This window comes from Streptomyces sp. NBC_01233 (assembly GCF_035989305.1).
Lineage (GTDB): Bacteria > Actinomycetota > Actinomycetes > Streptomycetales > Streptomycetaceae > Streptomyces.
Map to the genome: position 1 here is coordinate 3642218 of NZ_CP108514.1, position 24063 is coordinate 3666280.

The following is a 24063-nucleotide window of genomic DNA, read 5'->3' on the forward strand; positions in this document are numbered from 1 at the left end:
CGCCGACCCCTGGATGTGCCGTGCCCCGGTTCAGCGTCATCGTGCCCGCGTACAAGGTCCAGGCCTATCTCCAGGAGAGTCTGGACTCGGTCCTGACGCAGTCGTACCCGGACATGGAACTGATCGCGGTCGACGACGCCTCGCCCGACGCCTGCGGTTCGATCATCGACGAGTACGCGGCCCGTGACCCCCGGGGCACCGCCGTGCACCTGGCGCACAACCTGGGACTGGGCCCGGCCCGCAACGCGGGCCTGGCCCGGGCCACCGGCGACTACCTGATCTTCCTCGACGGCGACGACACCCTCGCCCCCGGCGCCCTGCAGGCCATCACCGACCGGCTGAAGGCCACCGGCTCCCCCGACGTCCTGGTCTACGACTACGCGCGCACCTTCTGGTCGGGCGAGCTGGTGCGCAACCGCCTCGCGCACCGGCTGTCCGAGGAGGGCCCGGCCAGCTTCCGGCTCGCCGACCGCCCGGCACTGCTGGCCATGCTGATGGTCGTGTGGAACAAGGCGTACCGCCGCGAGTACGTGGAGCGCGAGGGGCTCGCATTCCCGCCCGGCTTCTACGAGGACACCCCCTGGACCTACCCGGCGCTGCTGGCCGCGGAGTCCGTCGCCGTCCTGGACCGGGTCTGCGTCCACTACCGCCAGCGGCGCACCGGCTCGATCCTGACCACCACCAGCCGCCGCCACCTCGACATCTTCGACCAGTACGACCGGGTCTTCGGCTACCTCGCCGGCCGCCCCGAGCTGGAGCGCTGGCGCCCCGCCGTGCACCGCCGGATGGCCGAGCACTTCTGCGCCCTGTACGCCGACCCGCGCCGCCTCCCGCGCGCCGGACGGGCCGAGTTCTTCAGCCGGGCCTGCGCCCTGCTGCGCCGCTACCGGGCCCCTGGCGGCAGGTCCGCGCTGCCGCTGTCCCTGTCGCGGACCGACCGGGTCCGGCACACCCTGATGCGGCTGGGCACCCGGCGCACCTACCGGCTGCTGTCGGCGCTGCGCTCGGCCGGGCTGGCACTGGGCCGCGCGGCCTCGGCCCTGGGGCGGGGCCTGGGCGAGACGGCCCTGCGCCTGTACTACCGGGCCCAGCGCCTCCTCCCGCTGCGCCCGGAGCTGGCGGTGTTCTCCGCGTACTGGCACGGCGGCTACGCCTGCAACCCGGCGGCGATCGAGGCAAAGCTGCGGGAACTGGCGCCGCGGATGCGGACGGCGTGGATCTGCGACCCGGCGCACGCCTGGACCCTGCCCCGGGAGACGACGGCGCTGCGCCCGGGCTCGGCGGCGTACTGGACCGCCCTGGCACGGGCCACGTACCTGGTCACGAACGTCAACTTCGACCGCGCCCTGGTCAAGCGCCCCGGCCAGATCCTGGTCCAGACCCAGCACGGCACCCCGCTCAAGCGCGTCGGCCTCGACCTCCAGGACCGCCCGGCGGCCACCCCGACGACGGACTTCGCGGGCCTGCTGCGCGGCGCCGACCAGTGGGACTACCTGCTCTCCGCGAACCGGCACTCCACCCTGGTCTGGGAGAAGGCGGTCCCGTCCTCCTACACGACCCTCGAATACGGCTACCCGCGCAACGACGTCTTCCACCGGGCGAGCCGCGCGGACGTCCTGGAACTGCGCGAACGCCTGGGCATCCCGGCGGGCTCGACGGCGATCCTGTACGCGCCCACCCACCGGGACTACCGGCGCAGCCGGCCGGAACACCTGGACTTCGAGAGGATCCTGCGCGACCTGGGCCCGCGCTTCACGATCCTCGCCCGCACCCACCTCACGTACGCGGACACCGACCGCGCGTGGGAGCCGCACCCGCGGCTGCTGGACGTCTCCTCCCACCCCTCCGTGGAGGAGCTCTGCCTCGCCTCGGACGCGCTCGTCACCGACTACTCGTCCCTGATGTTCGACTACGCGGCACTGGACCGGCCGATCGTGATCCACGCGGACGACTGGGAGGCGTACGAAGCGGCCCGGGGCACCTACTTCGACCTGCGGTCGTGCCCGCCGGGCGCGATCGCCCGGACCCAGGACGAGCTGGTGGACATCTTCACCACGGGCCACTGGCAGGGCTCACGCTCCGCGCAGCTGCGGTCCGCCTTCCGTACCCGCTTCTGCTCGTACGACGACGGCCACGCGGCGGAACGGGTGGTCCGGCGGGTCTTCCTGGGCCAGACGGCCCCGATCCCCGCGATCACCCCCCTGGAAGACCGCCGCCCCACCCCTGCGGCCCCGGCCAACACCCCGTCCCCGTCCCCGGCCCCGACCCCGACCCCGACCCTGGCCCACCTCTGGCCGTAGCGGAGGCCCCGTCGCCGGCCGAGCGCCGCTGCGGGGGGCTCCGCCCCGATCTTTCGGCCTCGCCTGACCCCGGCAGACGGCCCGCAGGGTCAGGCGGCCCGCAGCCCCGCCACCACCGACCGCGCGAGTTCGTCCAGATACCCGCCCGGGACGGAGTCCCGTACGACCACCTGGCGCCAGTAGAGCGGCCCGATCGCCAGATCGAGCGCCCGGTCCGGATCAACCCCCTCCGCCAGCTCGCCCCGCGAGACCGCCTCGCCCACGATCCCCGCGGCGAGCCGCCGCTGCCCCTCCAGCAGCGCCCCCCGCACCGCGTCCGCGATCTCCGGGTTCCGCGCCGCCTCCACCAGCAGGTCGGGGATCACCGCCGACGCCACCGGATGCCTCAGCACGTGGGACATGACCTCCAGCAGCGCCCGTACGTCCCCGTACAGCGACCCCGTCGCCGGCACCGGCAGGCCGTCCGCCGCGAAGGCCCCCACCAGGTCCAGGACCAGGTGCAGCTTCGACTTCCACCGTCGGTACACCGCGGTCTTGCCCACGCCCGCCCGCCGCGCGATGCCTTCGATGGACATCCGCGAGAACCCGACCGCGGCCAGTTCCTCCAGTACCGCGCTGCGGATCGCCTCGGTCACGTCCTCGCGCAGGACGGCGGCGCCGGCGGGGGCCCGCCGGGCGGGGGCGGCAGCGTCGTCGGAGGTGGAGGCAGAGGCGGCAGGGTCCTTGGTCATGCACAGAGCATAACCGCGCCACGTTACGACGATACGGTTGCGTTCCGACGTGGCGCGCCCTAACCTCGCCGTAGCGACGATACGGACCCGTCCCATCGCCAGCGACGCCCCGACCCCGTCGAAAGCGAACCCTGTGACCACCGCGACCGCATCCAAGACCGGGCCCGCGACCTCCGCGGAACTCGCCGGCCTGGCCGCCGCCCACGGCCTCACCCTCAGCGGCGCCCGCCCCTCGCTCCCCCGCTACGTGGCGGAGCTCTGGGACCGCCGCCACTTCGTGGCCGCGTACGCGACGGCCCGCATGCAGGCCACGTACAGCACCGCCAAGCTCGGCCAGGTCTGGCACCTGGTGACCCCGCTGCTCAACGCGGCCGTCTACTACTTCGTCTTCGGCCTCGTGATGAAGGCCAGCAGCGGAGTGCCGGACTACGTCCCCTTCCTGATCACCGGTGTCTTCGTCTGGGACTTCATCGGCACCTCCATCAACGCCGGCACCCGAGCCGTCCACAGCAACCTCGGCCTGGTCCGCGCCCTGCACTTCCCCCGCGCGAGCCTGCCCATCTCCACCGTCGTCCAGCTCTTCCAGCAGCTGCTCGTCACCATGGGCGCCCTCGTCATCCTGCTGCTCACCTTCGGCCAGACGCCCGGACCGGCCTGGTTCCTGGCCGTCCCGACGCTCCTGCTGATGGCCGTCTTCGCCGCCGGCTGCGCCATGGTCATGGCCCGGATCGGCAGCAAGAGCCCGGACGTCAGCCAGCTGATGCCGTTCGTCCTGCGCACCTGGATGTACTCCTCGGGCGTCATGTGGTCCATCGACCAGATCCACAAGACGGGCGACCTGCCGCACTGGGTGCTGACGGTGCTCAAGCTCAACCCCGCGGCCGTCTACATCGACCTGATGCGCTTCGCGCTGATCGACAGCTTCGAAGCACATTCGCTCCCGCACCACGTGTGGCCGATCGCCATCGGCTGGGCCCTGCTCGCCGGCGTCGGCGGCTTCGTCTACTTCTGGAAGGCAGAGGAGGAATACGGCCGTGGCTGACACCCAGGTCCGGACCCCCACCGTGATCGCCGACGGGGTCCACGTCATCTACAAGGTCCACGGCAGCGGAGGCCGCAAGGGCGGCGCCACCGCGGCCCTCAGCCGGGTCTTCTCCCGCAAGCCGGCCCCCGGCGTCCGCGAGGTGCACGCCGTCAAGGGCGTCACCTTCACCGCGTACAAGGGCGAGGCCATCGGCCTCATCGGTTCCAACGGCTCGGGCAAGTCCACCCTGCTGGCGGCCATCGCCGGCCTCCAGCCGGTGGCCCGCGGCCGGATCTTCTCGCACGGCCAGCCGTCCCTGCTGGGCGTGAACGCCGCCCTGATGAACGACCTGACGGGCGAGCGCAACGTCGTGCTCGGCGGCCTCGCGATGGGCATGTCCAAGCAGCAGATCCACGAGCGCTACCAGGGCATCGTCGACTTCTCCGGCATCAACGAGAAGGGCGATTTCATCTCCCTGCCCATGCGGACGTACTCCTCCGGCATGGGCGCCCGCCTGCGGTTCTCCATCGCCGCCGCCAAGGACCACGACGTACTCATGATCGACGAGGCCCTGGCCACCGGCGACGCCGCCTTCCAACGCCGCAGCCAGGCCCGCATCGAGCAGCTCCGCGAACAGGCCGGCACGGTCTTCCTCGTCAGCCACGGCATCAACACGGTCCGCGAGACCTGCGACCGCGCCATCTGGCTGGAATCCGGCACCCTGCGCATGGACGGCCCCGCCGCGGAGGTCTGCGACGCCTACGAGGCCTTCACCCGCCGCTGAATACAGCCCCGCCGGCGTTTGAGGCGTGGGGCCTGGGGCGGAGCCCCGGCAGCCGGCCCGCAGCCGCGAACGGGCCGGGCCCGGGACCACGAGGTCCCGGGCCCGGCCCGTTCCGCACGACCAACCGATCAGCTGTGCGCGCGCAGCAGCGACCGCATCGTCCGCATCGCCACCGACAGATTCGCCAGGTCGAAGTCGTCCGATCCCCGGATCTCGTCCAGCGTCGTCCGCGCACGCCCGATGATCGCCGCGTTCTTCTCCTCCCACGCCTTGAAGCGCTCTTCGGGAGTCGAACTGCCGTTGCCCACCGACAGCACATCGGCGGTCAGCGCCGCATGCGCCGCGAACAGGTCCTCGCGGATCGACGCACGGGCCATGGACTGCCAGCGGTCCGCCCGCGGCAGCTCGATGATCCGGTCCATCAGCTGGGTGATGTCCAGGCGGTCGGCGAGGTCGTAGTAGACCTCGGCGACCTCCAGGCAGCCGACACCCGTGCGGTCGGCGATCGCGACGATGTCGAGCGTCGGGAAGGCGGAGGAGAACCCGGCCACCTTGGCGGCCAGTTCCTCCGGGACGCCCTCGCCCGTCAGCTCGTCGAGGATCGACCGGTACCACTCGAGGTCGGCGCCGCGCACCAGCTTCGGCAGCTCCGCCCAGACCTGACCGACCCGCTCCGCGAAGAAGGCGATGGTCTCGGAGATCTGCAGCGGCTGCGGGCGGTTGTTCAGCAGCCAGCGGGTACCGCGCTCGACCAGGCGCCGCGAGTGCAGCCGCACCCGGGTCTGGACGTCGGCGGCGACCTTGTTGTCGAGCGCCTCCACCGCGTCCCACACCTCGGCCAGGCCGAAGATCTCGCGGGCCGCGAGCTGCGCCCGGACGATCTCCTCCGTGGAGGCCCCGGTCTCTTCGCGCAGGCGGTGCAGGAAGGTCGAACCGCCGGTGTTGACGGTGTCGTTGACCAGGATGGTGGTGATGATCTCGCGGCGCAGCGCGTGCGCGTCGATCTGCTCGGCGAACTTCTCGCCCAGGGCGACCGGGAAGTACGCGAAGAGCAGGCGGCGCAGGTACGGGTCGTCCGGCAGCCCGGTGGCGATGAGCTCGTCCGCCACCGTGATCTTGGTGTAGGCGAAGAGCACGGCCAGCTCCGGCTGGGTCAGGCCCCTGCCGCCGTTCAGCAGTTCGCGGATCTGCCGGTCGGTGGGCAGGAACTCCAGCCCGCGGTCCAGCAGTCCGGCGTTCTCCAGGCGGCGCATGTAGCGCTGCTGGGCGTGGAGCAGGCTCGGGGCCTGGGCCGCGCCGTTGGCGAGCGCCGTGTTCTGCGCGTAGTTGTTGCGCAGGACCAGGTGCCCCACCTCGTCGGTCATCTGGGCGAGCAGCTTGTTGCGCTGCTTGACGGTCATGTCGCCGTCCGCGACGACCGCGTTGAGCAGGATCTTGATGTTCACCTCGTGGTCGGAGGTGTCCACGCCCGCGCTGTTGTCGATGGCGTCGGTGTTGACCTTGCCGCCCTCGCCGTCTGCGCCGGTCCGGGCGAACTCGATGCGGCCGAGCTGGGTCAGGCCCAGGTTGCCGCCCTCGCCGATGACCTTGGCCCGCACGTGGGAGCCGTTGACGCGGATCGAGTCGTTGGCCTTGTCGCCGACGTCGGCGTGCGTCTCGGCCGTCGCCTTGACGTACGTACCGATGCCGCCGTTCCACAGCAGGTCCACGGGGGCCTGGAGGATGGCCTGCATCAGGTCGGCGGGGGTCATCTTGGTGACGCCCGCCTCGATGCCGAGGGCCTCGCGGACGTGCGCGTTGATCGGGATGGACTTCGCGCTGCGCGGGTGGATGCCGCCGCCCGCGGAGAGCAGCGAGCTGTCGTAGTCGGCCCACGAGGAGCGCGGCAGCTCGAACAGGCGCCGGCGCTCGGCGTACGAGGTGGCCGCGTCCGGGGTCGGGTCGATGAAGATGTGCCGGTGGTCGAAGGCGGCGACCAGGCGGATGTGCTCGGAGAGCAGCATGCCGTTGCCGAAGACGTCACCGGACATGTCGCCGACGCCGACCACGGTGAAGTCCTGGGTCTGGCTGTCGTGGCCGAGCTCGCGGAAGTGCCTCTTGACGGACTCCCACGCGCCGCGGGCGGTGATGCCCATGCCCTTGTGGTCGTAGCCGGCCGAGCCGCCCGAGGCGAAGGCGTCGCCGAGCCAGAAGCCGTAGGACTCCGCCACGCCGTTGGCGATGTCGGAGAAGGTCGCGGTGCCCTTGTCGGCGGCGACGACGAGGTAGGTGTCGTCCTCGTCGTGGCGGACGACACCCTTCGGGGGCACGACCTCGCCGGCGACCATGTTGTCGGTGATGTCGAGCAGCGCCGAGATGAAGATCTTGTACGAGGCGATGCCCTCGGCGAGCCAGGCGTCGCGGTCCACCGACGGGTCGGGGAGGTTCTTGGCGACGAAGCCGCCCTTGGCGCCGACCGGCACGATGACGGTGTTCTTGACCATCTGCGCCTTGACCAGGCCGAGGATCTCCGTACGGAAGTCCTCGCGGCGGTCGGACCAGCGCAGGCCGCCTCGGGCGACCTTGCCGAAGCGCAGGTGGACGCCCTCGACGCGCGGGGAGTACACCCAGATCTCGAAGGCCGGGCGGGGCGCGGGGAGGTCGGGGATGGCCTGCGGGTCGAACTTCATCGACACGTAGGAGTGCTGCTCGCCCGTGCTGCCGGTCTGGAAGAAGTTGGTCCGCAGCGTCGCCTTGATGAGGGTGAGGAAGGCGCGCAGGATGCGGTCCTCGTCGAGCGAGGCGACCTGGTCCAGGGCCCCGTCCAGCTCCTCCAGCATGGCGTCGACGAGCTCGCTGCCGGCGGCCTGGCGGACGGGCGACATCCGGGCCTCGAAGAGCGAGACCAGCAGCCGGGTGGTGTGGACGTTGTTGCGGAGGGTGTCCTCCATGTAGTCCTGGCTGAAGGTGGAGCCGGCCTGTCGCAGGTACTTGGCGTAGGCGCGCAGGACGACGGCCTGCCGCCAGGTGAGGCCGGCGCTCAGCACGAGGCTGTTGAAGTTGTCGTTCTCCGCGTCGCCCTGCCAGACCGCGGCGAAGGCGTCCTGGAAGCGCTCGCGGGCGTCGTCGCCGAGGTAGTTCGTCGCCGTGGCGTCGCCGTTCCCGGTGGGCAGGGGCATCCGCAGGCCGAAGTCGTAGATCCACGCGCTGACCCGGTCGGAGCGGCGGAGCTCGTACGGGCGCTCGTCGGTGACCTCGACGCCGAGGCGCTGCAGCACCGGCAGGACCGCGGAGAGCGAGACCTGCTCGCCGGTGCGGAAGATCTTGAACCGGCGCTCGCCGGGGGCGGCGCCCACCGGCTCGTACAGCGAGAGCGCGAACTTACGGTCGCTGGCGGCGAGCCGCTCCAGGTGGATCAGGTCGGCGACGGCGGCGCGCGGCGAGTGGTCGGCCTTGTAGCCCTCGGCGAAGGAGGTGCCGTAGCGGCGCAGCAGTTCCGCGGCGCGCTCCTCGCCGCACTCGGCGATCAGCGCTTCCTGGAAGCCGTCGGCCCAGGAGCGGGCGGCCTCGACGAGGCGGCCCTCGATGCGCTCGACGTCGCCGTCGGTCAGGGCGGGCAGCTCGGTGCCCTGCGGGACGCGGACGACGAAGTGGATGCGGGAGAGGATCGACTCGGTGTTCCAGGCGGTGAAGTCGACGCTGATGCCGCCGAGCTCCTCCCTCAGGATGTCCATCAGGCGCAGCCGGACGCCGGTGGTGAACCGGTCGCGCGGCAGGTAGACGAGGGCCGAGTAGTAGCGGCCGTACTCGTCCTGGCGCAGGTACAGCCGCAGCCGGCGGCGCTCCTGCAGGTACAGGACGGAGGTGACGATGGACTGCAGCTGGTCGACCGGGGTCTGGAACAGCTCGTCGCGCGGGTAGGTCTCCAGGATCTGCGTCAGGTCGCGGCCGTCGTGGCTGGACGGCGAGAAGCCGGCCCGGTCCAGGACCTCGGAGACCTTGCGGCGGACGACCGGGACGCGGCGCACGGACTCGGTGTACGCGGCGGAGGAGAACAGGCCGAGGAAGCGGCGCTCGCCGACGACGTTTCCGTCGGCGTCGAACTTCTTGACGCCCACGTAGTCGAGGTACGAGGGGCGGTGCACGGTGGAGCGGCTGTTGGCCTTGGTCAGCACCAGCAGGCGGTGCTCGCGGGCCTTGGCGCGGGCGTCGGCCGGCAGCCGGTTGAAGGACGGCGAGACCGGGTGGCCGTCGTCCTTGCCGCTGTGGTGCGGGTCGGAGCGCAGGATGCCGAGGCCGGTGCCGGGCACGGCGGACAGGGCGTCGCCGTCGACGAGGTTGTACTCGCGGTAGCCGAGGAAGGTGAAGTGGTCGTCTGCGAGCCAGCGCAGCAGCTCACGGGCCTCTTCGAGCTCGTACTCGCGCAGGTCCGGGGCGGTGGGCTCCTCGGGCAGGCCTTCGGCGATGCGCAGCGCGGCGTCGCGCATCTTCTCCCAGTCCTCGACGGACTCCCGGACGTCGGACAGGACGCGCAGCAGGTCGACGTTGATCTGCTTGAGGTCGGCGCGGTCGGTCTCACGGTCGATCTCGACGTGGATCCAGGACTCGACGAGGGAGTCGTGGGGGCGCGAGGTACGGGGGCCGTGCGCGTCGCAGTCGGGGCCGAGGATCTCGATCAGCTTGCCGGTGACGTCACGGCGGACGACGACCTGCGGGTGGATCACGACGTGGATGCCGCGGCCCTGGCGGGACAGCTCGTTCGTCACGGAGTCCACGAGGAAGGGCATGTCGTCGGTGACCACCTCGACGACGGAGTGGCTGGAGGTCCAGCCGTTCTCCTCGACCGTGGGGGTGTGCACGCGCACGTTCGCGGTGCCCTGCGGCCGGTTCTCGGCGAGCCGGTAGTGGGAGAGCGCGGCTCCGAACACGTCGACCGGGTCCCGGTCCGTGAGGTCCTCGGGTGCCGTGTGCAGGTAGTAGCGCTGGAGGTAGGAGAGCACCGCGTCCTGCTCTGGACGCTCTCCCTGCTCGGACCCAGTCGGAAGTAGCCCCCCGGCCGGGCTGTGCTCAGCTACCCGGGCCGCCCGTGCGAGCAGCTCGGCCTTTGCTTCGTCCAGCTTGGTCTGCATGTCCTCTGGCTCCTGTCGCGCGCCATTGCGTGACGTAGGTGAAGGAAGGAACGACATAGCTCCGCGAGGCGGGGAGTCCGTCCGGGATCGACGCTATGCCGTCGAGAGAGCCGACCGGGAGGGAATGAGCCAAGATCGGCTGGAGGTCCCGGTGGCGGGGATCAGCGAAGGCCCGGGCACGGTCGTGCGCCGGGCGCAGGCCGGAGGCTCCAGTGCCCCCGATGACTATCGCGCTGATCACGGGTACAAGGCTATCCCGACCTACCCCCAGGTCGTCATTCGCTGCATCTGTATAAATCTTGGGGTGAAACTTTGACAGTCTGGCCAGCGACGTGACCCGGCTGTCCGTGCAGCGGGCTGTCCAGTCACTATTCGGACAGCCCGCGAGCTGTCCTTACGGCCTCGGCCAGGGTGTCCACGACCGGCACACCGGCTGATTCCAGACTGCTACGACTGTGCGAACCACCCGTGTAGAGGACCGCCCGGGCACCGACGTGGGCGGCGGCCAGGGCATCGTCCACGGCGTCTCCGATGAGGACCGTACGGCCCGCCGTCACACCCGTCCCGTCCAGGGCGGCCAAGTGGCGTACGAGGTGTCCCGCCTTGGAGGTGTGGGAGGGGCCGATCCGCCCGTCGACGCGCAGGAAGTGGTGGTCGATGCCGTGGGTCCGGACCAGCGGTATGAGCTTCTCGTGGGGCGCGAGGGACAGCAGGGACTGGGTGAGTCCGTCCCGCTGCCACTCCTGGAGCAGCTCCCGGGCGCCGTCGGCGAGCCCGGCGTCTTCGGCAGCCGCCCAGTAGTGCCGGTGGAAGGCCTCGTCCATGACCACCCACTCCTCGTCGGTGGGCAGCCGTCCCATGAGGCGCTCGTAGAACTTCGGCACCGGTACGACGTACAGGTCGCGGTAGGTCTCCAGGGTGATCGGCGCGAAGCCGAGCTCGGCGAAGGAGGCGTTGGTGGCGACGATGACGGCGTCGATGTCGTGGAGGAGGGTGCCGTTCCAGTCCCAGACGATGTGCTTTTCGGTCACTTCAGCAACCCCGGAATCTCCTGCACGCCGAACCACAGCAGCTCGTGGTCCTCGGCTCCGTCGACGATGAACTGCGCGTCCGCGTCCCCGCCGTCGGCGGCGGCGATGGCCTGCGCGGCGGCGGCCACGTCCTCGTCGGCGTCATCGGCGTCCACGTGCACGGCGGCGGCCACCGTGAGCCGCACGGCGGCGGCCAGGATCACCTGGCCGAGCGTGGCCTCGTCGACCCCGGGGGTGGCGGTGGCGGCCTTGTCGTCGACGTCGAGGGCGACGACGACGCGGCGGCGCGGCGCACCCGCGTCCGCGGCGAGCAGCCGCAGGGAGGCGGCCGCGGCCCGGTTCAGGGCCGCGTACTCCAGCTCCTCGATGTCGTCCGACACGTACCACTCGCGGAGCCCGGGGGTGACGGCGTACGCCCGCAGCGGGGCGGGGCCCAGCTCACCCGCCTTGTGCACCTCGGCGAGCCCGGGGAGGGTCAGGGGGACGTACACACGCATGGCCGGCTGCTTTCAGTAGTCGGAAAACTCCCCCAGGATACGACTCGGAGGGTCCGGCAGGGTGACGGAGTCCGTACCCCATCGAGGTGCCGGACCAGGACCCGCGTCCGTCCACCCCGCTCCCCGGACGCGCGCTCTCCGGGCCCGAAAAGGGGTCGGCGCCCACTCGGATAGGTGAACCGGGGCAGCGGCCCGGCCGGCCCTCCGCGTGGTTGCGGAGCGTGTCCGGCGGCCGTAGAAGATCCCCATCAAGTTACCGCCCGGTACCCTTCCGGGCCCGGCCTGTTCGGGGGCAGATCGCGATGGACACGACGACGCGCGGCACGATCGGCAACGACGGGAGCCGCCGCCGGCCGGGCGGCCAGACCCGGACCCGGCCCGCCGGACGGCGCGACCCGCGGCGCCCGGCAGGCCCCCCGCGGACCCTGCGGCTCGGCCCGCACCACTGGTTCGCCGAACACCTCCTCGCGGTGGTCAGCGGCCGCCGCCCGGTCCACTCGCTCCTCGGCCACACCGTCGGCCCCGCCTACCAGCAGCTGGTCACCCTGGCCCCCGCGGATCCCCGCCGCGACCCTCTCCGCGACCGCCTCCGCCCGGTCATCCGCCAGTGCGGCCGCTTCACCCCCGGCCCGGGCGTCATCGAAGCCTTCGCCCGCATCGCCACGGGCGACCGCCTCACCGCCATGGCCTTCCGCCTGGAACAAGGCCCGGACCTCCGCTGGCGCTGCGCAGCGGTGGAACTCCAGGGCCCCCTCCCCTAGCGGCCCCAGCCCCGCCAGGGCCCGTTCCAGCCCCGCCGGCGTGCGAGGCGCGGGGTCCGGGGCGGAGCCCCGGACCTTGAGCCCCGCCAGGGCCCCTCCCGGCCTCGCCGGCACAATCCAGCCCCGCCGGCGTGCGAGGCGCGCCGCCCCGGGGGCACGCCCCCGGGGCGGCGCCGCACCCGCCCTCCCACAACGCGGCCGGGGCCGGACACCACCCACGGTGTCCGGCCCCGGCCGAGAGATCAGCGACCCGGAGGGGTCACTTCTTGCGGCGCCGCCCGCCGGCGGCCTTCGCCGCCTTGCGCCGCTCCGCCCGCGTCATCCCGTCACCCTCACCACCGACGGAGTCACTGTCGAAGTCGCCCTCGACGACACCGCCCTCGCCGTCCACCGTCGGCGCCGAGAAGTGCAGCCGGTCCGGCCGCTGCGGAGCCTCCAGCCCCTTCGCCCGGATCTCCGGACGGCCGGCCCCGGCCGCCGCCGGCTCCTTCGTCAGCGACGGCGCCGCGTCCTGCACCGGAAGCTCCTCGACCTGCTGCTCGACCTGGACCTCCAGGTTGAACAGGTAGCCGACGGACTCCTCCTTGATGCCTTCCTGCATGGCGTTGAACATGTCGAAGCCCTCGCGCTGGTACTCGACCAGCGGGTCCTTCTGGGCCATCGCGCGCAGGCCGATGCCCTCCTGCAGGTAGTCCATCTCGTACAGGTGCTCACGCCACTTGCGGTCGAGCACCGACAGCACCACGCGCCGCTCCAGCTCGCGCATGATCTCGGAGCCGAGCGTCTTCTCGCGCGTCTCGTACTGCTCGTGGATGTCGTCCTTGACGGACTCCGCGATGAACTCGGCGGTGATGCCCGCGCGGTCGCCGGCGGCCTCTTCCAGCTCCTCGATGGTGACCTTCACCGGGTAGAGCTGCCGGAAGGCGTTCCACAGCCGCTCCAGGTCCCACTCCTCCGCGAAGCCCTCGACCGTCTCGGCCGCGATGTACGCGTCGATGGTGTCGTCCATCATGAAGCGCACCTGCTCCTGCAGGTCCTCGCCCTCCAGGACGCGGCGGCGCTCGCCGTAGATGACCTCGCGCTGGCTGTTGAGGACCTCGTCGTACTTCAGGACGTTCTTGCGCGTCTCGAAGTTCTGGGTCTCCACCTGCGACTGGGCCGACGCGATCGCGCGCGTCACCATCTTGTTCTCGATCGGCACGTCGTCCGGCACGTTCGCCATCGCCATGACGCGCTCGACCATCTGCGCCTTGAACAGGCGCATCAGGTCGTCGCCCAGCGACAGGTAGAAGCGGGACTCGCCCGGGTCGCCCTGTCGGCCGGAGCGGCCGCGCAGCTGGTTGTCGATGCGGCGCGACTCGTGGCGCTCGGTGCCCAGCACGTACAGGCCGCCGAGGTCCTTGACCTCTTCGAACTCGGCCTTCACGGCCGCCTCGGCCCGGGTGAGCGCCTCGGGCAGGGCGTGCGCCCACTCCTCGATGTGCTCCTCCGGGTCCAGGCCGCGCTGGCGCAGCTCGGCCTCGGCGAGGTCGTCCGGGTTGCCGCCGAGCTTGATGTCCGTACCGCGGCCGGCCATGTTCGTGGCGACGGTGACCGCACCGCGGCGGCCGGCCTGGGCCACGATCGTCGCCTCACGGTCGTGCTGCTTGGCGTTGAGCACCTCGTGCGGGATGCCGCGCTTGGAGAGCTGCTGGGAGAGGTACTCGGACTTCTCGACCGACGTCGTACCGACGAGGATCGGCTGGCCCTTCTCGTGCTTCTCCGCGATGTCGTCGACGACGGCGGAGAACTTCGCGACCTCGGTCCGGTAGATCAGGTCCGGCTGGTCCTTGCGGACCATGTCGCGGTTGGTCGGGATCGGGACGACACCGAGCTTGTAGATCTGGTGGAACTCGGCGGCCTCGGTCATGGCCGTACCGGTCATGCCCGACAGCTTCGAGTAGAGGCGGAAGAAGTTCTGCAGGGTGATCGTGGCGAGGGTCTGGTTCTCGTCCTTGATGTCCACCCCTTCCTTCGCCTCGATCGCCTGGTGCATGCCCTCGTTGTAGCGGCGGCCGGCGAGGATACGGCCGGTGTGCTCGTCGACGATCATGACTTCGCCGTCGATGACGACGTAGTCCTTGTCGTTCTTGAAGAGTTCCTTGGCCTTGATCGCGTTGTTGAGGTAACCGACGAGCGGGGTGTTCACCGACTCGTAGAGGTTCTCGATGCCGAGCCAGTCCTCGACCTTGGCGACACCGGTCTCGTGGATGGCGACGGTGCGCTTCTTCTCGTCGACCTCGTAGTCGCCGGTCTCCTCGATGCCCTTCAGCGGCTGGCCGGCCTCGCCCTTGGTCAGGCGGGTCACCAGCTTCGCGAAGTCGCCGTACCACTTCGTGGCCTGGTCGGCGGGGCCGGAGATGATCAGCGGGGTGCGGGCCTCGTCGACGAGGATCGAGTCGACCTCGTCGACCACGGCGAAGTTGTGGCCGCGCTGGACGAGCTCGTCCTGCGACCACGCCATGTTGTCGCGCAGGTAGTCGAAGCCGAACTCGTTGTTCGTGCCGTAGGTGATGTCGTAGCCGTACTGCTCGCGGCGCTGCGCCGGCGACATGTTCGCCAGGATGCAGCCGACCTCCAGGCCGAGGAACTTGTGCACCCGGCCCATCAGCTCGGAGTCGCGCTCGGCGAGGTAGTCGTTGACCGTGATCAGGTGGACGCCCTTGCCGGACAGGGCGTTCAGGTACGCGGGAAGCGTGCCGACGAGGGTCTTGCCCTCACCGGTCTTCATCTCGGCCACGTAGCCGAGGTGCAGGGCCGCGCCACCCATGATCTGGACGTCGTAGTGCCGCTGGCCGAGAACGCGCTTGGCCGCCTCGCGTACGGTCGCGAAGGCCTCGGGCAGCAGGTCGTCCAGGCTCTCGCCGTCCTGGAAGCGCTGCTTGTACTCGTCCGTGAGCGCTCGCAACTCGGCGTCGGAGAGGTTGACGAAGTCCTCTTCGATGGAGTTGACCTGGTCCGCGATGCGGTGCAGTTTGCGCAGGATCTTGCCTTCGCCTGCACGCATGAGCTTGTTGAAGACGGACACCGAGGTTTGTCTCCTTGCCGGTCGGGCCTGGGCACTGTACGTACCACGGGCACGGCAGGTGGGCCCCACCGCAACGGCCATCGTAAGCGAGGACGTGGCCGCGTCGGGAGGTCCGCCGTTCCCGTGGGGGCACGTGTGCCCGGATTGAGAACGTACGGGGTACACGGAAGGTGCCGCATCCCCCGGGGGGATTCCCGGAAAGGGTTCGCTCCGGACGCTCCGGCGGCAGCAGAATCCGTTCATGGAGCCCATCACACTCACCACGGACCGGCTGGTACTGAGGCCTTTCGTCCCCGCCGACGAGGACGAGGTCTACGCGGCCGCGCAGGACCCGGCCATCCAGCGCTGGACCCTGGTCCCCTCCCCCTACGAGCGCGCGCACGCGCACGCCTTCGTGAACGAGCTCGTGCCGAACGGCTGGCGCGAGGACACGGGCTACCCCTTCGCCGTCCGCCTCGGGGCCGGGGGCCCGCTGGTCGCGGCCGTCGGCGTGCACGTCCACGGCGCGGAGTCGTACGAGATCGGCTACTGGGCGGTGAAGGAGCACCGCGGACAGGGCTACATGACCGAGGCCGTGACGGCCGTCGCCCGCTGGGCCTTCACCGATCTCGGCGTCACACGGCTGGAATGGCGCGCCGAGCTGGGCAACGAGGGCTCGAAGGCCGTGGCCGAGAAGGCCGGCTTCCAGGTCGAGGGGGTCCTGCGGGCCGGCATCGAGCAGCGGGGCACCTCGCGCGACTGCTGGGTCGGCGCCCTGCTCCCCTCCGACCTCGGCCTTCCCTCGCGGCTGCCGTACCTTCCCGCTGTACAGCGGGAAGACAACCCGGCAGGGCGTCAGTCAGTGGCAGAGCCACGACCACCGGAACCCGCTACGAGTATCGATGTCAGTGGCCCCGCCTAGGCTGCGGACATGACTTCGCTCTCCCTCTCCGCCGACGAGGCCCGCCGGATCGCCCTGCGCGCACAGGGCTTCCTCGGGGCACCCGACCGCCGCGGAGGAGTGCGCGGAGTCCTGCGCCACCTGGGCGCCGTACAGCTGGACACCATCTCGGTGCTGGCCCGCTCGCACGAGCTGATCCCGTACGCACGCCTCGGCGCCGTCGGCCGCGACACCGTGGAGCGGGCGTACTGGTCCGACCGGCACGCCTTCGAGTACTGGTCGCACGCGGCCTGCATCCTCCCCATCGAGGAATGGCCGCATTTCGCCTTCCGCCGCCGGGCCAACCGGGCGCGCGGCCACCGCTGGCACATCCTCGAGGACAAGCAGCACTCGACGCGGGCGGTCCTGGACCGGCTGAAGGCGGACGGCCCGCTGACCTCCACCGAGCTGGGCGGCGCCAAGAACGGCGGAGAGTGGTTCGAATGGTCCGAGACCAAGATCGCGGTGGAGTGGCTGCTCGACACCGGCGAGGTGGTGTGCAGCGAGCGCCGCGGCTGGAAGCGGGTCTACGACCTCCCCGAGCGGGCCGTTCCCGGCCGGCTGCTCCACGACGACCTGGACGACCGCGAGTGCATGCGCCGCCTGGTCGCCCTGGCCGGCCGGTCCCTGGGCGTCGGCACCCGCGCCGACATCGCGGACTACCACCGCCTCAAGGGGGAGCAGGTCGACGCGGTGATCGCCGACTCCGGGCTGGTCCCGGTCGAGGTCGGGGGGTGGTCCAAGCCCGCCTGGGCGGACCCCGCCGCCCTCGCCACGGTCCCCCGGGGCCGCCACCGCACGACGCTGCTGTCGCCCTTCGACTCCCTGGTCTGGGACCGCCCCCGCACGGAGCGGATCTTCGGCTTCACCCACCGCCTGGAGGCGTACGTCCCCAAGCCGAAGCGGATACACGGGTACTTCGCGATGCCGCTGCTGGCGGGCGGCCGGTTGCAGGGCCGGGTGGACCCGGCCCGCGAGGGCCGCACGCTGGTCGCCCGGCAGCTCTCGTTGACCTCACCGAAGGCCGCGGGCCCGATGGCGCAGGCCCTGCGGGAAGCGGCGGAGTGGGTCGGCTGCGAGGACGTGCGGATCGAGCGCGCGGGCTCGCCCGCGCAGGCGGCGGCCGTCACGGCGGAGCTCGCCGCCCTCTAGGCCTCGTGCGGGCGGCAGGGCCCGGTCGGTGCGGGTCAGCGGATTTCGAGGATCTTCTCGCGCATCGCGTAGACCACGGCTTCCATCCGGGAGTGCAGCTGCAGCTTCTCCAGGATGTTGCGGACGTGGTTCTTCACGGTGTTCTCCGAGATGAACAACTCCTTGGCGATGTCACGGTTGTTCATGCCGGTGGCCACCAGCTTGAGGACCTCCAGCTCCCGGTCCGTCAGCCTCGGCGCCGGCACCAGCCGGCGCTCGTCGGTCCGCTGGATCATCGACTTGAACTCGGTGAGCAGCTTCGACGCCATCGAAGGGCTGATCTGCGACTGGCCGTCGGCCACCGCCCGGATCGCCGTGGCCACCTCGTCCGTCGAGATCTCCTTCAGGAGGTACCCGGTCGCGCCCGCCTTGATCGCGTCGTAGAGGTCCGCCTCCTCGTCGCTGATCGTCAGCATGATGATCTTGGCGGAGGGGGCCACCTCCTTGATCGAGGTGCACGCCTCGATGCCGCCGCGCCGGGGCATCCGCACGTCCATCAGCACGATGTCCGGCAGCAGATCGGCCGCCTTGTCCACCGCCTCCGCGCCGTCCCCGGCCTCGCCGACGACCTGGATGTCCTCCTCCTGCGCGAGGACGATCTCCAGACCCCGCCGGAAGAGTGCGTGGTCGTCGACCACGAGCACCCGGATCGGTTCGCCGGCCGGCGAGCCGGCGGGCTCCGCCGACGGGTCCGCGCCGCGGCAGCCCGCGCCGTCGTCCCCGCGCACCGGCCCGAAGCTGTCCGCCATCGTTCCTCCCCCTGCATGTGCTGAGCTGCTGGGCCAACCGGACACACACCGTGGCCGGTTGACTGCCCGCCATGATTCCATGCCCGCGCCACGGCGCGGGGGGCCGTCGAAGACCCGCCTGGCGCAATACCCGTCATGCAGGTGCCCCCGCGCGGACGCCGGAGCGTCTGCGCGGGGGCAACGAATGGTTGGTTCAGCCGCCGAGCGCGCCGCCGGCGCCGCCTCGCGGCTCCTCCGAGCTGGAGGCACCGTCGGGGTTCACGTGGATGACGCCGTAGTCGTATGCGTGACGTCGGTAGACCACGCTGGGCAGCTTCGTCTCGGAGTCGACGAACAGATAGAAGTCGTGGCCGACCAGCTCCATCTCGTACAGAGCCTGGTCGAGCGACATGGGTGCGGCCGAGTGGGTCTTCTCGCGGACGATGAGCGGGCCTTCGCCCTGCACTTCGATGGACCCGATCCGAGTGATCGGAACCCCGTCCGTCTTCTCCTCGGTGACCACCTGGCCGCTGCCGTTGAGCGAGGCGACGCCCGGCACGACGTCGGCGACCTCTGCCGCCGAGAGCCGGCCGTTGCCACGGCGGGTGTAACGCTTGTCGTGCTGCTTGCGCAGCCGGGCCTCCAGCTTGTCCTGAGCGAGGTCGAGCGCCGCGTACGCGTCGGCGGCGGCGGCCTCGGCCCGGATCACCGGGCCCCGCGAACGCAGGGTGATCTCCACGCGGTCGGAACGGTCGGCCTGGCGCGGGTTGTGCTCCTTGGACACCTCGACGTCCAAGCTGATCACCTTGGCGTCGAGCTTCTGGATCCGCTCGGGATTCAGCTTCTCGGCCACGTGCTTGCGGAACCGCTCGGGCACCTCGGTCTTGCGGCCCTTGACGACGATGTCCACGCAGAACTCCGTTCCCGGATAGCTCCGCCCGACGGGGCGAAGCGTCTCCCTTTCGCACCAGACTCCGGTGAAGGCCGGAGCCTCGGACTTGGCGGCTTTCACCTCCTCCTCCCCCATCGGCAAGATCAACACCCACCGACTTCGGAGTCGGGAGACAGCCTCCTGAGTTCCTTACAACCGAACATATCCCTCTATGGCGGTTGTCGGCACCCGCTACCGGAATGTACTTCCAGTCAGGTGGCTGTTCCCTCTTACTACCTGCAACGATGGGCCTTCCCCGCCAGTTCCAAATCTATTCACGGGATTTTTGACCAGTACGCGTCGCAGGTCGGCGGGGCACCGCCCCGGGGAGCCACCGGAAGGAGTCCGCGGGCGCGGCGACCACGGCTGCCCGCGGCACGTCCCCCGGGCCCTCGGCCAGCCCCGCGGCGCGCACCGCCCGGGCCGCCTCCGCCAGCGTCGCCCCGGTGGTGATCAGGTCGTCCACGATGACGATCCGGGCCCCGTCCGTCAGCCGCGCCCCGTCCCGGCACACCGCCAGCGCCCCCGCGAGGTTCTCCCGGCGCTGCCGGGCCCCGAGCCCCGCCTGGTCCGCTACGACCCGCCGCAGCCTCAGTACGGGCGCCACGCGCGCGGGAACACCGGCCCGCCGCAGCCGCCCCGCGGCGGCCAGGGCGATCCTGCGCGCCGGATCGTGCCCGCGCGCCCGGACCTGCCGCCGCGCCGACGGCACCGGCACCAGGGCCACTTCCACCGGAGGCGGCCCCGTACGGACCGGGCCGCCCGCATCGCATGGCCGACCCGCCAGCACGGCCCCAGCGAGAGCCTCGCCGAGCACCCCGGCCAGGGGCAGCGCCCCGCGCTCCTTGTGGGCCAGCAGGAGGGCCCGTACGCCCCCCTCGTAGACGGCGGCGGCGTGCACCACCGGCAGCCCCTCGGGCCGCGGAGAAGGCCGCACCGGCCCCGCACCGGCCCCGCTCAGCGCCTCCCGGCAGCCCGCGCACACCAACACCCGGACCGCTCCGCAGCCGGCACAGTCGACCGGCAGGACCAGCCCGGCCAGCTCCTGCCACCAACCGCGCACCCCTCCACAGTGACGGCGGCGGACGGAGCCCGCCACCCCTGTGGACGGAGCCGGCGATCCGAGCCGCAACCGAGCCCGCGGCCGCAGGTCAGCCCGGGTACACCGGAGCCTGGCCGCAGGTCAGCCCGGGTACACCGGAGCCTGGCCGCCCGCCGCCACCGTGCGCCACTGCGCCCCCGGCGGCAGATACACGATCCCGTCCTCCGAGTAGGCGACGACCGGCTTCGGCTTCGACTCGTCCTCCGACGCCGCGGCCGCGACCGCGGACAGCCCGGCCGCCCCGGGCAGGCTCGCCGCGACCATCGAGCCGTCCGCCAGCATGTAGCGGGCCTGCTGCACCCCGCCGCTCTCCCGGCCCACCACGAGCAGCCGCCCGTGCGGCGCCCAGCTCATCGTCGTCACGTCCGCCATCTGCGGGGCCGCCGGGCGCAGCTCGCGCACCGACACCGCCGAGGCGTCGCCCTTGGCGTCGGGCCGCTCTATCCGCCCGACGTACAGGTTCTTGCGGCTGTTCTTCTCCACGAGCAGCGCGATCCGCACCCCGTCGGAAGAGGCCTTCAACGAGGCGATCCGCCCGCCGTCCAGCCCGGCCACCTGCACCTTCTCCGGGGTCCCGGCCCCGCCCGGCACCCGCCACAATCCCGGGTGCTGCGCATCGCCGTCCGCGACCCACAGGTCACCGGCCGCGTCCCAGCTGGGCGCCGTCAGCGTGCTCCCCTTGCCGACCGGCAGCGGCTGCGGCATGGGCCCGCCGCCCACCAGGGGCACCACGTACAGCCCGTGCCCGTCCTGGGAGACCACGGCCGCGCGCCGCTCGTCGTAGGTCACGGCCGCCGAGCCGACCTTGAAGGCGGGCAGGGTGGTCAGCGGCCCCGGCAGCGCCTCGGCCCGCGGCGGTTCCTCGCTGGTCACGTCCAGCTTCATCCGGACCAGCCGCTTCTCGTTGTCGACGAAGTACTGGTAGTCGGGGATCCGCGGCCGGTTGGCGATCGCGGCCGCGTTCAACTCGGTCACCGAGCACAGCGAGGACGACTTGTCGTCGGAGCGCAGGATCTCGACCTGGTCGAGCCGGGAGCCCGTCAGGTCCTTGACCGTGTAGAGGAGTTGGGTGGCCATCTTCTTGCACTGCGGCTGGGCGACGTTGTCGGCCTTGTCGTTGAGCGGCACCCGCAGCGTGTTCTGGCCGTCGTACGAAAGGGACTTGGTGCCCTCGCGCAGTTCCGTACCGCTGGGGAAGCTGGACTCGACGACGGGGCCGAGCCATCTGGACGGCCCGGCGAGCAGCGACTGCACCGTCTGCGTGGTGGGGTCCATCCGCGAGTCCGGATCGGTGCGCTGGCGCACGTAGACGGGGTCGGCGACGAGCGTGCCGCCCGCGAAGTAGTACTTGTTGACCGGCATGTAGATGCGCTGGAAGTCCGACTCGCTGAGCACGAGGCCGTTGGGCGGCTGCGAGATCCGCCACTGCTTGTCCTCGTCCTGGACGAGCTGGAGGTACTCCTCGTACTTCTCGCCGCCGGTCTGCGGCTGGTACGCGCTGCGCTCGTCCACGGTCGCGAGCTTCGTGCCGGTCACCTTCCAGCGCGGCCCGTCCGGGTCCTTCTCGCCGCGGATCGAGACCCGGTCGAGGCCGGACGAGAGCACGGTGACGGCGGAGCTGGGCTTCCAGCTCTTCGCAGCCTCCTCGGTGAGGTACTTGCGGGCGGTCTCCAGCTGCGGATCGTCGCTGGTCATCGCCTCCAGGAAGCCGTCGACGATGTCGGCCGCGCTCGCCTTGTCGGCGGGCGGCACGCCGAAGACGCGAACCTGGGAGTCGACGCCCTGCGAGGCCTGCACCGGGCGGATCTCGCCGTGGTCGGGCATGGAGGCGCAGCCGGCCAGCAGCAGCCCGGCCGTGCCGAAGGCGTACGCCCGCAGGGTGCGCAGCCGCCGGCCCCGTACCCGCACGCCCCCGGGCCGCGCGTTCTCGGGCTCAGCGTCCATCGGCTCGGTCCTCCTGTTGTGCCTGGTCGGCCGGGCGGGCCACCACCCGGGCCCCGTTGCCCGGCAGGGCCGTCGGGTCGGCGGGCACCGGCAGCGCTCCGGTGACCGGCGACCGCGGCGGTATCGGCGACCGGTCGCCGGGTTCCGGGGCGGGTCGGTCCGCCGTCCGGCCCGCAGCCTCGGCGGCGGCCCTGGCCCGGTTGGCCCGTGAGTCCTCGGGTTCCAGCGGGATGGGCGAGCCCCGCAGCGGCTCGTCGGCCGTGCGCGGCAGGGTCAGGCGGAACTGCGAGCCGCCGCCCGGCTCGCCCCAGGCCTGCAGCCAGCCGCCGTGCAGCCGGGCGTCCTCGACCGCGATGGACAGTCCGAGGCCGGTCCCGCCGGTCGTGCGCGCCCGCGCCGGGTCGGCCCGCCAGAAGCGGTTGAAGACGCGGGTGGCCTCGCCGGGCTTCAGCCCGACGCCGTAGTCCCGTACGGCGACGGCCACGGCCCCGCCCGCGGACGCCAGCCGGACCACCACGTCGCGGCCCTCACCGTGCTCCACGGCGTTGACGACGAGGTTGCGCAGCACGCGCTCGACGCGCCGCGAGTCGGCCTCGGCGATGACCGGCTGGGTGTCGCCGAGGACCCGGATCCGCGTGCCCTTGTGCTCGGCGAGCGGCTCGGCCCCGTCGATGACGCGGCGCACGACGTCCCGCAGGTCGATCGGCTCGGCCTCCAGGGCCGCGGCCCCGGCGTCGAAGCGGCTGATCTCCAGCAGGTCGGAGAGGAGCGACTCGAACCGGTCGAGCTGCCCGGCGAGCAGCTCGGCGGAGCGCGCGGTGATCGGGTCGAAGTCGACCCGGGCGTCGTGGATGACGTCGGCCGCCATCCGTACCGTCGTCAGCGGGGTCCGCAGCTCGTGCGAGACGTCCGAGACGAACCGGCGCTGCATCCGCGACAGCTCCTCCAGCTGCTGGATCTTCAGCTGGAGGTTCTGCGCCATCTTGTTGAAGGCCTCGCCCAGGCGGGCGATGTCGTCCTCGCCGGTGACCTTCATCCGCTCCTGGAGCCGCCCGGCCGAGAGCCGCTCGGCGATCCCGGCGGCCATCCGTACGGGGGTCACGACCTGGCGCACGACGAGCCAGGCGATGCCGCAGAGCAGGACGACGACGAACAGGCCCGCGGTCACGATGGTGACCTTGATCAGATTGAGGGACTCCTCCTCCTGCGTGAGCGGGAAGAGGTAGTACAGGTCGTACGGGTCCCCGTTGATGTCGGTGAGCCGCTTGCCCACGACCAGCGCCGGCTCGGGGGCCTTGTCCCCGGCCCCCGCCGTGTAGCGGATCTCGGAGAAGGTCTTGAACGCGCCGGTCGCGTGGTTGACGGCCCGGCGCAGCTTCACGGGCACGCTGGCCGTCGGATCGACGTTGCCGGAGGCGCGGGCGCCCTTGACGCCCTGCGTCCCGGGAAGGGTCTGCTCCCCGGTGCCGGCGCCGAGCGCGACGACCTCGAAGGCGGTCTGGCCGCCACTGGCCAGCTGCTTGACGAGGGAGTTCATCCAGGTGCTGGCGTCCCGGCCGACCTTGTTGTCGACGGCGTCGGGCCCGTCCACGGTGGCGGGTGCGTTGGCCTTCTCCTGCGCGACCGCGAACCCGCCCGCCGCCTGGCTCTGCGCCGCCTGCTCCTTGGCCTCGAGCAGCCCCCTGCTGACCTGGGCGATCACGACGACGCCCAGGGCGAGGACCACGGAGAGCGAGATCAGCAGGGTGGCGGCGACCACCCGGAGCTGGATGTTGCGGCGCCACAGCCGGACAGCCGGAACCAGCGGCCGGCGTACGAGGCGTACGAACAGCCGCAGCACGGGGCTGCCGGGCGCTCCGGCCTGGAACGGCCGGCCGGCCCAGAGGCTGCGCCAGCGGGAACCGCCGCGGCCACGGCCGGACGCGGCGGACGTGCCGGACTGCAC

The 24063-nt window shown here is 71.6% G+C and carries 16 protein-coding genes; 6 read left to right on the top strand and 10 right to left on the bottom strand.

The window, feature by feature from the left end; genetic code table 11:
• The first annotated feature begins 20 nt into the window (after positions 1-20).
• The gene (locus OG332_RS17085; protein WP_327414288.1) at positions 21-2300 is read left to right on the top strand and encodes a bifunctional glycosyltransferase/CDP-glycerol:glycerophosphate glycerophosphotransferase; all 2280 of its coding nucleotides are present in this window, start codon (positions 21-23) and stop codon (positions 2298-2300) included.
• 89 nt (positions 2301-2389) lie between these two features.
• Here the strand turns inward: OG332_RS17085 and OG332_RS17090 are convergent, their stop codons facing one another.
• Complete coding sequence (locus OG332_RS17090; protein WP_327414289.1) at positions 2390-3031, bottom strand: TetR/AcrR family transcriptional regulator; 642 nt, start codon at positions 3029-3031, stop codon at positions 2390-2392.
• Positions 3032-3164: 133 nt separating this feature from the next.
• Here OG332_RS17090 and OG332_RS17095 point away from each other — a divergent pair, with 133 nt between their 5' ends.
• On the top strand, positions 3165-4073 hold the full coding sequence (locus tag OG332_RS17095) for an ABC transporter permease (protein WP_327414290.1): 909 nt from the start codon (positions 3165-3167) through the stop codon (positions 4071-4073).
• On the top strand, positions 4066-4839 hold the full coding sequence (locus tag OG332_RS17100; protein WP_327414291.1) for an ABC transporter ATP-binding protein: 774 nt from the start codon (positions 4066-4068) through the stop codon (positions 4837-4839). Before OG332_RS17095 ends, OG332_RS17100 begins: the two co-directional genes overlap by 8 nt.
• 128 nt (positions 4840-4967) lie before the next feature.
• On the opposite strand, the gene OG332_RS17105 is transcribed toward OG332_RS17100, so the two are convergent.
• The 3 genes from OG332_RS17105 to OG332_RS17115 all read right to left on the bottom strand — a co-directional run bounded on the left by OG332_RS17105 (position 4968) and on the right by OG332_RS17115 (position 11475).
• On the bottom strand, positions 4968-9947 hold the full coding sequence (locus OG332_RS17105) for an NAD-glutamate dehydrogenase (RefSeq protein WP_327414292.1): 4980 nt from the start codon (positions 9945-9947) through the stop codon (positions 4968-4970).
• 368 nt (positions 9948-10315) lie between these two features.
• The gene (locus OG332_RS17110; RefSeq protein WP_327414293.1) at positions 10316-10978 is read right to left on the bottom strand and encodes an HAD family hydrolase; all 663 of its coding nucleotides are present in this window, start codon (positions 10976-10978) and stop codon (positions 10316-10318) included.
• Positions 10975-11475 (bottom strand): DUF6912 family protein, encoded by a 501-nt coding sequence (locus tag OG332_RS17115; protein WP_327414294.1) that lies wholly within the window; start codon positions 11473-11475, stop codon positions 10975-10977. Before OG332_RS17115 ends, OG332_RS17110 begins: the two co-directional genes overlap by 4 nt.
• Before the next feature lie 302 nt (positions 11476-11777).
• Between OG332_RS17115 and OG332_RS17120 the strand changes: the two genes are divergently transcribed.
• On the top strand, positions 11778-12236 hold the full coding sequence (locus OG332_RS17120; protein WP_327414295.1) for an Rv3235 family protein: 459 nt from the start codon (positions 11778-11780) through the stop codon (positions 12234-12236).
• A 259-nt stretch (positions 12237-12495) separates the two neighbouring features.
• Here the strand turns inward: OG332_RS17120 and secA are convergent, their stop codons facing one another.
• Positions 12496-15303, bottom strand: a complete 2808-nt coding sequence (gene secA / locus OG332_RS17125) for a preprotein translocase subunit SecA (protein ID WP_327414296.1) — start codon at positions 15301-15303, stop codon at positions 12496-12498.
• A gap of 241 nt (positions 15304-15544) precedes the next feature.
• Here secA and OG332_RS17130 point away from each other — a divergent pair, with 241 nt between their 5' ends.
• Together OG332_RS17130 and OG332_RS17135 are read left to right on the top strand one after the other, a co-directional pair.
• Positions 15545-16204: a GNAT family N-acetyltransferase gene (locus OG332_RS17130; protein WP_327414297.1), complete on the top strand. Its 660-nt coding sequence runs from the start codon at positions 15545-15547 to the stop codon at positions 16202-16204.
• Positions 16205-16213: 9 nt separating this feature from the next.
• The gene (locus OG332_RS17135) at positions 16214-17374 is read left to right on the top strand and encodes a winged helix-turn-helix domain-containing protein (RefSeq protein ID WP_327414298.1); all 1161 of its coding nucleotides are present in this window, start codon (positions 16214-16216) and stop codon (positions 17372-17374) included.
• Positions 17375-17409: 35 nt separating this feature from the next.
• Here the strand turns inward: OG332_RS17135 and OG332_RS17140 are convergent, their stop codons facing one another.
• The 5 genes from OG332_RS17140 to mtrB form a co-directional block, all read right to left on the bottom strand.
• Positions 17410-18162 carry a response regulator transcription factor gene (locus OG332_RS17140; RefSeq protein WP_327414299.1) on the bottom strand — a complete coding sequence of 251 codons (753 nt, stop codon included), beginning with the start codon at positions 18160-18162 and terminating at the stop codon, positions 17410-17412.
• Positions 18163-18355: 193 nt separating this feature from the next.
• Positions 18356-19051: a ribosome hibernation-promoting factor, HPF/YfiA family gene (gene hpf, locus OG332_RS17145; RefSeq protein WP_327419262.1), complete on the bottom strand. Its 696-nt coding sequence runs from the start codon at positions 19049-19051 to the stop codon at positions 18356-18358.
• A 292-nt stretch (positions 19052-19343) separates the two neighbouring features.
• On the bottom strand, positions 19344-20135 hold the full coding sequence (locus tag OG332_RS17150) for a ComF family protein (RefSeq protein WP_327414300.1): 792 nt from the start codon (positions 20133-20135) through the stop codon (positions 19344-19346).
• A 120-nt stretch (positions 20136-20255) separates the two neighbouring features.
• Complete coding sequence (locus OG332_RS17155; RefSeq protein WP_327414301.1) at positions 20256-22118, bottom strand: LpqB family beta-propeller domain-containing protein; 1863 nt, start codon at positions 22116-22118, stop codon at positions 20256-20258.
• Complete coding sequence (gene mtrB, locus OG332_RS17160) at positions 22108-24063, bottom strand: MtrAB system histidine kinase MtrB (RefSeq protein WP_327414302.1); 1956 nt, start codon at positions 24061-24063, stop codon at positions 22108-22110. Before mtrB ends, OG332_RS17155 begins: the two co-directional genes overlap by 11 nt.

Bases quoted from the DNA above. Each gene is read 5' to 3' on its own strand.
- OG332_RS17105 (WP_327414292.1), bottom strand. From the start codon at position 9,947: ATGCAGACCAAGCTGGACGAAGCAAAGGCCGAGCTGCTCGCACGGGCG.
- OG332_RS17120 (WP_327414295.1), top strand. From the start codon at position 11,778: ATGGACACGACGACGCGCGGCACGATCGGCAACGACGGGAGCCGCCGC.
- OG332_RS17090 (WP_327414289.1), bottom strand. From the start codon at position 3,031: ATGACCAAGGACCCTGCCGCCTCTGCCTCCACCTCCGACGACGCTGCC.
- OG332_RS17115 (WP_327414294.1), bottom strand. From the start codon at position 11,475: ATGCGTGTGTACGTCCCCCTGACCCTCCCCGGGCTCGCCGAGGTGCAC.
- OG332_RS17135 (WP_327414298.1), top strand. From the start codon at position 16,214: ATGACTTCGCTCTCCCTCTCCGCCGACGAGGCCCGCCGGATCGCCCTG.
- OG332_RS17140 (WP_327414299.1), bottom strand. From the start codon at position 18,162: ATGGCGGACAGCTTCGGGCCGGTGCGCGGGGACGACGGCGCGGGCTGC.
- OG332_RS17155 (WP_327414301.1), bottom strand. From the start codon at position 22,118: ATGGACGCTGAGCCCGAGAACGCGCGGCCCGGGGGCGTGCGGGTACGG.
- OG332_RS17130 (WP_327414297.1), top strand. From the start codon at position 15,545: ATGGAGCCCATCACACTCACCACGGACCGGCTGGTACTGAGGCCTTTC.